The organism is Limosilactobacillus sp., from assembly GCF_051873035.1.
Classification (GTDB): Bacteria; Bacillota; Bacilli; order Lactobacillales; family Lactobacillaceae; genus Limosilactobacillus.
On record NZ_JBJEEL010000066.1, the window covers coordinates 24,998 to 32,424 of the forward strand.

The window sequence follows — 7,427 nt, forward strand, 5'->3', positions numbered from 1 at the left end:
TTTTCAAAAAACGAAGCCCGTCTCACTCACTTTTAACGCGGAAATTATGGTGGAGACTCAGCCAGAAATGACGGTCGGCAAAACCAATCAACGGGCCGTTGAAAAGTACGCAAAAAACCGTACCGACGTTAACGGAGTAAAGGTGGTGACCAATCACCGTCGTAATTACTAGTAGCCCTAACGGTACCAAGAAGTTAACTAACTGTGCCTTGCCTACCCGGCCATGAAAGTATAAGAAACGCAGGATATTGGTCGTGTCATCGTTGGGGTGCATTATCAGGTTGGCCCGCTGGTAAAAGGAGATTGCGGCACAAAAGATCATGATCCCTAACAAACACAAGCCAACCCGTACCAGGATTGGTAATGACGGCACCCCCAGGCGGTTAAAAAGGGCAATAAAGACATCGATGAAGTAACTAAAGCCAGCAATAAAGGCGATTTCACCCCCAAAACGCTAGCCATCCCACCGGCGAATTAGTAACTGGTTAGCAACCGCCACTAGGGCCCCCACAATAAACATTGTGAGTCCTACAGACATATGAACAAGCGTGGCCAAGTTAACTTCCGCCGCGGTCCACGGGGCGGCCCCCATATTAGTAGCAACGGTCAGGCCATTTCCCAGGGCATTGATGACCAGGCCCAATAAGAGGGCCACGATCCGGGTCCCCATTGAATTATTCGCATTCATCGACAATTTATTCTTCTCCATTCACCTGTAAAAGTAATCCATATAAGGCCCCCAAAAGGTTGGCCTCATTACCAAATTTGGCTGCCGAAATATCCGGCATGGCGATATCATCATTCAGCCGGCGGTCCCCTTTTTGAAGCAGGGCAAATTGCCGACGAATTTCAGTAACCACAACTGGCTGGGCACTGATTCCCCCGCCAATCAGGATTCGTTCTAGGTCAACCACGGCCTGGATATTAACGATCAAGACCGCTACCCGACGACAAAAGGCCGTAAAAATCGGCCAGGCCGGCGGTTGGTGCCGGTTAATCTCGACAAAGGCCCGGCGCCCATCCCGTTTATCCGGAAGGCCACACGCTGTGGCGACCGCCGCCACCATTTTGACCGCGGACGTGCTGGCACCAACCGTGGCCTCATGGAGGTCGGTGTGGTCATGGTTATTAACAATTGCGCTCAGTTCCCCCGCGCGGAAGTGGGGGCCGGTCAGCAACTGACCATTTATTACCAGGCCACCCCCGACTGAGGTTCCTAAGGTTATCACCGCACCATTTTGGATACCAACAAGGTTGCCCAACCACATTTCAGCTAGGGTTGCACAGTTGGCATCATTACCGACGTAAACCGGCAGGCCCGTTAACTGCCGAAAGTAACTACTAAGGGAAAAATCACCCATAAATCCTAGGGCCCCCGTAAATTGAACCATTCCGGTCCGGGGGTTAACAATTCCCGGCACACTAACACAGATGGCCCGCACACCCCGGTTAGCCCCGATAATTTGGCCTAGCTCGCCCAAAAAGGCGCCCCGCTCATGGGGAGTTGCCACCTGATGACATTTAATAATGTTCCCGGAATGGTCAATCTGGGCACTCTTAATCTCTGTACCACCAATATCGATACTTAGATAGTGATTTTGCATCTAGTCACTCCCCCGTGAAAATTACTTACTAGTATAATACCGCTGACCGTACCAAACAAGCAGGCCGATGATTAGACCAGCTAGCGCAAAGGGAATCCAGGCAAAGCCAGCCTGAAACAATGGCAGGTGGTGACTCGCCCACCCAATTAGGCTCTGGTTAAACTTACTATTACGCAGAACCGCCGGTAAGGCATTCACCATGTCAAAGACGGCGGGGATAACGGTTAGTCCAAGTGCCCAGCGGTAAACACCAGCATGGTTGTTAAAGAATGGCGACAAAATACCAAGCAGGATTAGAACAATCGCCAGGGGATACAAGAACATTAGGATCGGTGTTGACCAGGCGACAATCTTATCAAGGCCGAGGTTAGCAATTAAAAAGGACACTAGGCAGTTGACCCGCAAAAAATTCTTATATGAAATCTGCGGAAAACGCTGGTGAAAGTCCTGGGAAAAGGCAATTAATAGCCCCATCGCAGTGGTTAAGCAAGTAATGGTTGCCAGTGTAAGTAACAAGGCGTTACCAAAGCTTCCCAAATAGTAGTGAGCGACCTGGTTAAGCGTTGTCCCCCCGTTACTAGCGATTGCAAAGTGGTGCCGACTTGTTGTCCCCAGGTAAATTAGCCCGAGATAGAGGATCCCCACACCAGCAATCCCAACGATCCCACCAATTGCGGTTGCCAGGGGAACCTGCCGCTTAGCCGGTGCTAGTTGCTGTACAGCGGCAATAATGGTTACCCCAAAGATTAGCATTGCTAAGGCATCCATGGTGTTATAGCCCTGCAAAAAGCCATTGGCAAACGAACTAACTCGGTAGGCAGTGGTCGGCGCTGGCTGACGAAGACTCCCCATCGGCCAGATAAAGGCCATCAAAAAGATTACTAGTAACATTACTAGGAAGGCTGGATTTAAGACCTTTCCGATAATTTCCGTTACCTTCCCCTCTTTTAGGGCAAAAAAGTAGGCCAAGAGGAAAAAGGCCCCGGTATACAGGGCCAACCCAACCTGCTGTAAGTTGGCCGGAAGGTAGGGGGCAACTCCGATCGCGTAGGGGACGGTTGCCGTCCGTGGTGTCGCACACAGGGGTCCAATCGTTGCGTGGACGAGGACTAAAAAGGCCAGGGCCAGCCAATTACCAACTGGTAGCGCTAATTCAAAGAGCCCCCGGGCCCGGGTGATACTTAGGGCCACCAGTGCCAATAACGGTAGTAAAACTCCCGAAAGGATAAAGCCCCCCGCCGCACTGGCCCAGTGGTTACCAGCTAGTTGTCCTAGGTGGACCGGGAAAACCAGGTTACCAGCGCCAAAGAGCATCCCAAAGATCAGTGAGCCGATTACTAGGTAGTCCTTTAAACCAATTCGTTTATTCTCCATCATTCTCCTCCTCATTTTCAATCTTTTAAATTATACCGGAAGAGAAGTACCGACAGAAGGTCCCTTAGTCAAAAATTGCGTTAAAAGTGGGGACGTGACATAAGTCCCTCTGTACAGATCAAAAGCGAACAACGCGGTACACAAATAGAGGCCCAGAGCCCGGTAAAACCGAACTCTGGACCTCTATTTGTACTCGCGGGGGTTCCCAGAGACTAGCTTCGCGTCAAAAAACGAAGTCGTGACCAACTCCTGTCTAACTCCCACTTTCCTTATCGCGGAAAGGCTTCTTGGAAAAACGTATTTTTTAGGGTGTAAAAGCAAGGGCGCAGGTATAATTAGTTTTCGCTAATTGTTGTTTTTCCGGTAACCAAAGTAGAACTGGATACATGCAATGACGATGTTAACCCAGTTCATGGTTAGGAACCAAGGAGCGATTCCGCCGGCATCATGAGTGGTGCCGTAGTATACCCAAAAACCAATTATAACTGCAATCACATTGATCCAGCCAAACCACTTTTGTAATGACTGGTTGTTAAGCTGGAACCACATCCAAATAACGTTAACAATGAACCAAATGGCTAAAATCCAAAAGAAAGTTTGAAACATGGTAACTACCTCCTTTAAGAATTAATTGGTAAGAAGTTACGAACGAGAATCGGGATTTATTGATAATTGCTGTTCGTTAACTTCTTTTCACTTTCTATTTTAGGAGGATATCGGATAAGAACAATCGTTAAAAAAACGTAGAGTGTCGTTTATTCGACAGTATCGGTGGATCTGTCACCCTAGTCGACAGATCCGCTTTTATTGCATAATCAATAAAACGAGTTTGCGAAGTTCGGCCATGTCTTGTTCCGTCGGTTTGACATTGTTTTTGGCGATAAAGCTGATCATATTGATATAGAAGCTACCAATAACTGCGATATCGAGGTCGGTAAACTCAATTGACAATTGGTCCTGAATAATATCAATAAATAACTTTTGAAGGCGGTCTTTAAAGCTATTTTGATCATACTGGATCGATAACAGGGCCAAAATTGCTTCACGAATAGCCAAAATATCCGCAACGTCCTTATAAAAGTCACTTAAAAATGGCAGCGTCCGGTCCGTATTTTTCAACTCCTGGACACGGTGCTGGATAATCCCCTTCAATATCCCTAAGTACTCGTCATTTAACTGCTCAGTTAGGTCGTACTTATCCTGGTAGTAATTATAAAAGGTCTGCCGATTAATAATTGCCTTAGTTGCAATTCCTTTAATGGTGACGTCGGCAAAGCCCTCTTCATTTACCAGGGAAATAAAAGCTCTCTTAATTGCCCTCTTGGTTCGTTGTACCCGTAAATCTTCTGCCATAAGGATGAAAAGTTCCTTTCCTTTGAACTAATACTATCAATTATAATATAGGAATCGGGAAATACGGTAAAATTTAAAACAAAAAAATGGCTACGGAAAATTCCGTAGCCATTCTGTATTTATTAAGTGTTTAATTAGTAATCAGCAGTTGATTACTTAAGACCCTTCCAAGTCCAGTTAGTAACTTCTGGTAAGTCCTTACCTTCTGAACGGATGTAGTGGTTGTGCTTGTTAATCATGTTGTCCATCTTGGCAACAAATGAAGCAGCCTTTTGTTCGTAGCCAGGTACGTTTTGAATAGCGTCCTTAGCCAAGTGGAACCGGTCCAGTTCGTTCAATACACGCATGTCGAATGGAGTGGTGATGTCACCATTTTCTTCGTATGAGTGTACGTGAAGGTTGTGGTTAGCACGGTTGAAGAACAGTGCTTGGATCATGTCACGGAAGCCGTGCCATGCAAAGATAACTGGCTTGTCAGTAGTGAAGTATTGGTTGAATTCAGCGTCAGTCAAACCTTCTGGGTTCTTGTCGGTGTTCATCAGCTTCATAATTTCAATGATGTTGATGTAACGAATCTTCAATTCTGGGAAGTTGTCGTGCAGAATGTCGATTGCGGCAAGAGACTCTTCAGTAGGTTCAGTACCAGCGGAAGCGAAGACAACATCTGGTTCGCTACCTTGGTCAGTAGAAGCCCAGTCAATGTAGCCAAGACCGTTGTCAACCAATTCAGTAGCTTCGTCAATGGAGAACCATTGTGCACGTGGGTGCTTGGAAGTTACGAAGATGTTGATGCATTCTTGGTCGTTGAAGGCCTTGTTGGATACAGCTAACAGAGAGTTAGTATCTGCTGGCAGGTATTCCTTAACGAGGTCTGGACGTTCCTTTTCAAACATGTGAGTCAACAGACCTGGATCTTGGTGAGTGTAACCGTTGTGGTCTTGTTGGAAGACAGTTGAAGTATCAACGAAGTTCAATGCTGGGTATTGCTTACGCCAGTAGAGATCCTTGGCCTTACGTAACCACTTCATGTGTTGAGTCAGCATGGAGTCAACAACCCGACCGAATGCTTCGTAAGTTGCGAAGAATCCGTGACGACCAGTCAGGGTGTAACCTTCAAGGAACCCTTCAGCTTGGTGTTCGGAAAGTTGTGAGTCGATCATCCGACCTTCGTGAGCCAAGTTTTCGTCGTTTGGTTCGTGGATACCTTCCATCCATTGACGCTTGTCATTGTCAAGGAATGCGTACAGACGGTTAGACTTAGATTCATCAGGACCGAAACCACGGAACGTGTCTGGGTTCAGTTCTGCCATCTTGCTGAGGTACTTACCCCATTCCAGCATGTCTTGCTTAACAACCGTACCGTGGTTTTGAACATCAACGGCAAAGTCACGGTAGTTAGGCAATACTAATGGCTTTGGATCGATACCACCGTTAGTGATAGGGTTCATCGCCATCCGCTTGTCACCATCTGGAGTGTTTTGTTCAACTAAGTCAACTGGGTGACCGTTTTCGTCGAACAATTCTTCCGGCTTGTATGACTTCATCCAGTCAACAAGCATATCCTTGTGTTCCATGTCATCTTGTGATACCGGAATAGGAATTTGGTGAGCACGGAATGAGTTTTCGATTGGGTTACCATCGAGATCCTTAGTAGGACCAGTCCAACCCTTAGGAGCACGGAAGATAATCATTGGCCATTGTGGTAATGAGTCATCGTTGTTTTCACGAGCATTCTTTTGGATAGCCTTGATTTCTTCAACAACAGTATCCATGGTCTTAGCCATTTGTTCGTGAACTTCCATGTGGTCCTTGTAACCGTTAAATTCACCTTCACGATCAGCTTCCTTGTAAGCTGAAACGAAGTAAGGCTTCCAGCCCATACCTTCGAAGTACTTAGTAAGTTCTTCGTCACTCATCCGTGAAAGGATAGTTGGGTTAGAAATCTTGAAACCGTTAACTTGGATGATTGGTAATACCGCACCATCCTTGATTGGGTTGATGAACTTGTCTGAGAACCATGATGCCATTAATGGACCAGTTTCAGCTTCACCATCACCGATTTCAACAGCGGCAATAACTTCTGGGTTATCTAAGATAGCACCAACACCGTGTGAAAGTGAGTAACCAAGTTCCCCACCTTCGTGGATTGAACCTGGTGTTTCAGGTGCAGCGTGTGATGCAGTACCGCCTGGGAATGAGAAGTGCTTGAATAACTTAGCCATTCCCTTAGTGTCTTGAGTATATTCAGGATAAATTTCAGTGTATGAACCATCCAAGTATGAGTTGTTAACCATAACTTGGCCACCGTGACCTGAACCTTCGATGTAGAACATGTCAAGGTCGTACTTCTTAATTACACGGTTCAAGTGTGCGTAAATGAAGTTTTGAGGAACAATCGTACCCCAGTGACCAATTGGCTTAGGCTTAACGTCTTTTGCTTGTAATGGTTGACGTAACAGTGGGTCGCTCATTAAGAATAAGGTACCAACTGAAAGGTAGTTGGCTGCGCGCCAGTAAGCGTCAACACTTTCCAAGTATTGCTTGGAATCGTAATCTACTGCCATTCTAATAAACACTCCTTCTGAATAAATCAAATACGTTCGTGCTTCTAACAACTAACGTAAATTATTCAAATTTACATGTATTATAATAACCTGTTTTATTTTAAAGTCAACCTTTTTGAAAATTGATACGGTCCAATTTTTAAAAGTCCGGCTAACGGCCCTGGCAATTAAGCCACCGCTATCATGATCAACTAAGCACAAGCGCATAATAGCAGTACTTTAACCCCACTTAATGGTGAGGGTGTATACTGGAAATTGTAATATTTGTAATACTTAGGTGGTGTTCAAAATAGACCAATTAAATAATCTTAACCGGGCCGACGTCGGTGATTTTGAAAAAACAATGGCCGTCACCACCGTCATGACCCAGTCAGTAATTTCTTGGTTAATGACGACCTCCCCGAGCGTGGGTCAGCAATTTTTTCTCGGTGGTATTTATGAGGTAATTAAGTTTAGTGCCCCGGCCTTTATTTTTGGAAGGTAGATTATAGAATGAAGTTAGCCACCCAGTTGGTGGTAAATAAAAAACGCC

General features: G+C 45.9%; 8 protein-coding genes. 1 reads left to right on the forward strand and 7 read right to left on the reverse strand.

Annotated features, from left to right (window positions below; all coding sequences use genetic code 11):
- Window positions 1-22 precede the first annotated feature (22 nt).
- The 7 genes from ACI31H_RS07030 to ACI31H_RS07060 all read right to left on the reverse strand — a co-directional run bounded on the left by ACI31H_RS07030 (window position 23) and on the right by ACI31H_RS07060 (window position 6,895).
- A complete protein-coding gene (locus ACI31H_RS07030) occupies window positions 23-373 on the reverse strand; it encodes a hypothetical protein (protein WP_439771275.1) in 351 nt (116 codons plus the stop codon).
- 81 nt (window positions 374-454) lie between these two features.
- On the reverse strand, window positions 455-709 hold the full coding sequence (locus tag ACI31H_RS07035; RefSeq protein ID WP_439771276.1) for a hypothetical protein: 255 nt from the start codon (window positions 707-709) through the stop codon (window positions 455-457).
- Window positions 696-1,604: an ROK family protein gene (locus ACI31H_RS07040; RefSeq protein WP_439771277.1), complete on the reverse strand. Its 909-nt coding sequence runs from the start codon at window positions 1,602-1,604 to the stop codon at window positions 696-698. Before ACI31H_RS07040 ends, ACI31H_RS07035 begins: the two co-directional genes overlap by 14 nt.
- A 21-nt stretch (window positions 1,605-1,625) precedes the next feature.
- Window positions 1,626-2,978: a branched-chain amino acid transport system II carrier protein gene (gene brnQ / locus ACI31H_RS07045; protein ID WP_439771278.1), complete on the reverse strand. Its 1,353-nt coding sequence runs from the start codon at window positions 2,976-2,978 to the stop codon at window positions 1,626-1,628.
- 345 nt (window positions 2,979-3,323) lie between these two features.
- On the reverse strand, window positions 3,324-3,584 hold the full coding sequence (locus tag ACI31H_RS07050; protein ID WP_439771279.1) for a hypothetical protein: 261 nt from the start codon (window positions 3,582-3,584) through the stop codon (window positions 3,324-3,326).
- 198 nt (window positions 3,585-3,782) lie between these two features.
- On the reverse strand, window positions 3,783-4,331 hold the full coding sequence (locus ACI31H_RS07055; protein WP_439771280.1) for a TetR/AcrR family transcriptional regulator: 549 nt from the start codon (window positions 4,329-4,331) through the stop codon (window positions 3,783-3,785).
- A gap of 152 nt (window positions 4,332-4,483) precedes the next feature.
- The gene (locus ACI31H_RS07060; RefSeq protein ID WP_439771281.1) at window positions 4,484-6,895 is read right to left on the reverse strand and encodes a phosphoketolase family protein; all 2,412 of its coding nucleotides are present in this window, start codon (window positions 6,893-6,895) and stop codon (window positions 4,484-4,486) included.
- A 277-nt stretch (window positions 6,896-7,172) separates the two neighbouring features.
- On the opposite strand from ACI31H_RS07060, the gene ACI31H_RS07065 reads away from it, so the two are divergent.
- A complete protein-coding gene (locus ACI31H_RS07065; protein ID WP_439771282.1) occupies window positions 7,173-7,379 on the forward strand; it encodes a hypothetical protein in 207 nt (68 codons plus the stop codon).
- Window positions 7,380-7,427: the final 48 nt, after the last annotated feature.

Bases quoted from the DNA above. Each gene is read 5' to 3' on its own strand.
- ACI31H_RS07035 (WP_439771276.1), bottom strand. From the start codon at position 709: ATGGAGAAGAATAAATTGTCGATGAATGCGAATAATTCAATGGGGACC.
- ACI31H_RS07040 (WP_439771277.1), bottom strand. From the start codon at position 1,604: ATGCAAAATCACTATCTAAGTATCGATATTGGTGGTACAGAGATTAAG.
- brnQ (WP_439771278.1), bottom strand. From the start codon at position 2,978: ATGGAGAATAAACGAATTGGTTTAAAGGACTACCTAGTAATCGGCTCA.
- ACI31H_RS07050 (WP_439771279.1), bottom strand. From the start codon at position 3,584: ATGTTTCAAACTTTCTTTTGGATTTTAGCCATTTGGTTCATTGTTAAC.
- ACI31H_RS07055 (WP_439771280.1), bottom strand. From the start codon at position 4,331: ATGGCAGAAGATTTACGGGTACAACGAACCAAGAGGGCAATTAAGAGA.
- ACI31H_RS07060 (WP_439771281.1), bottom strand. From the start codon at position 6,895: ATGGCAGTAGATTACGATTCCAAGCAATACTTGGAAAGTGTTGACGCT.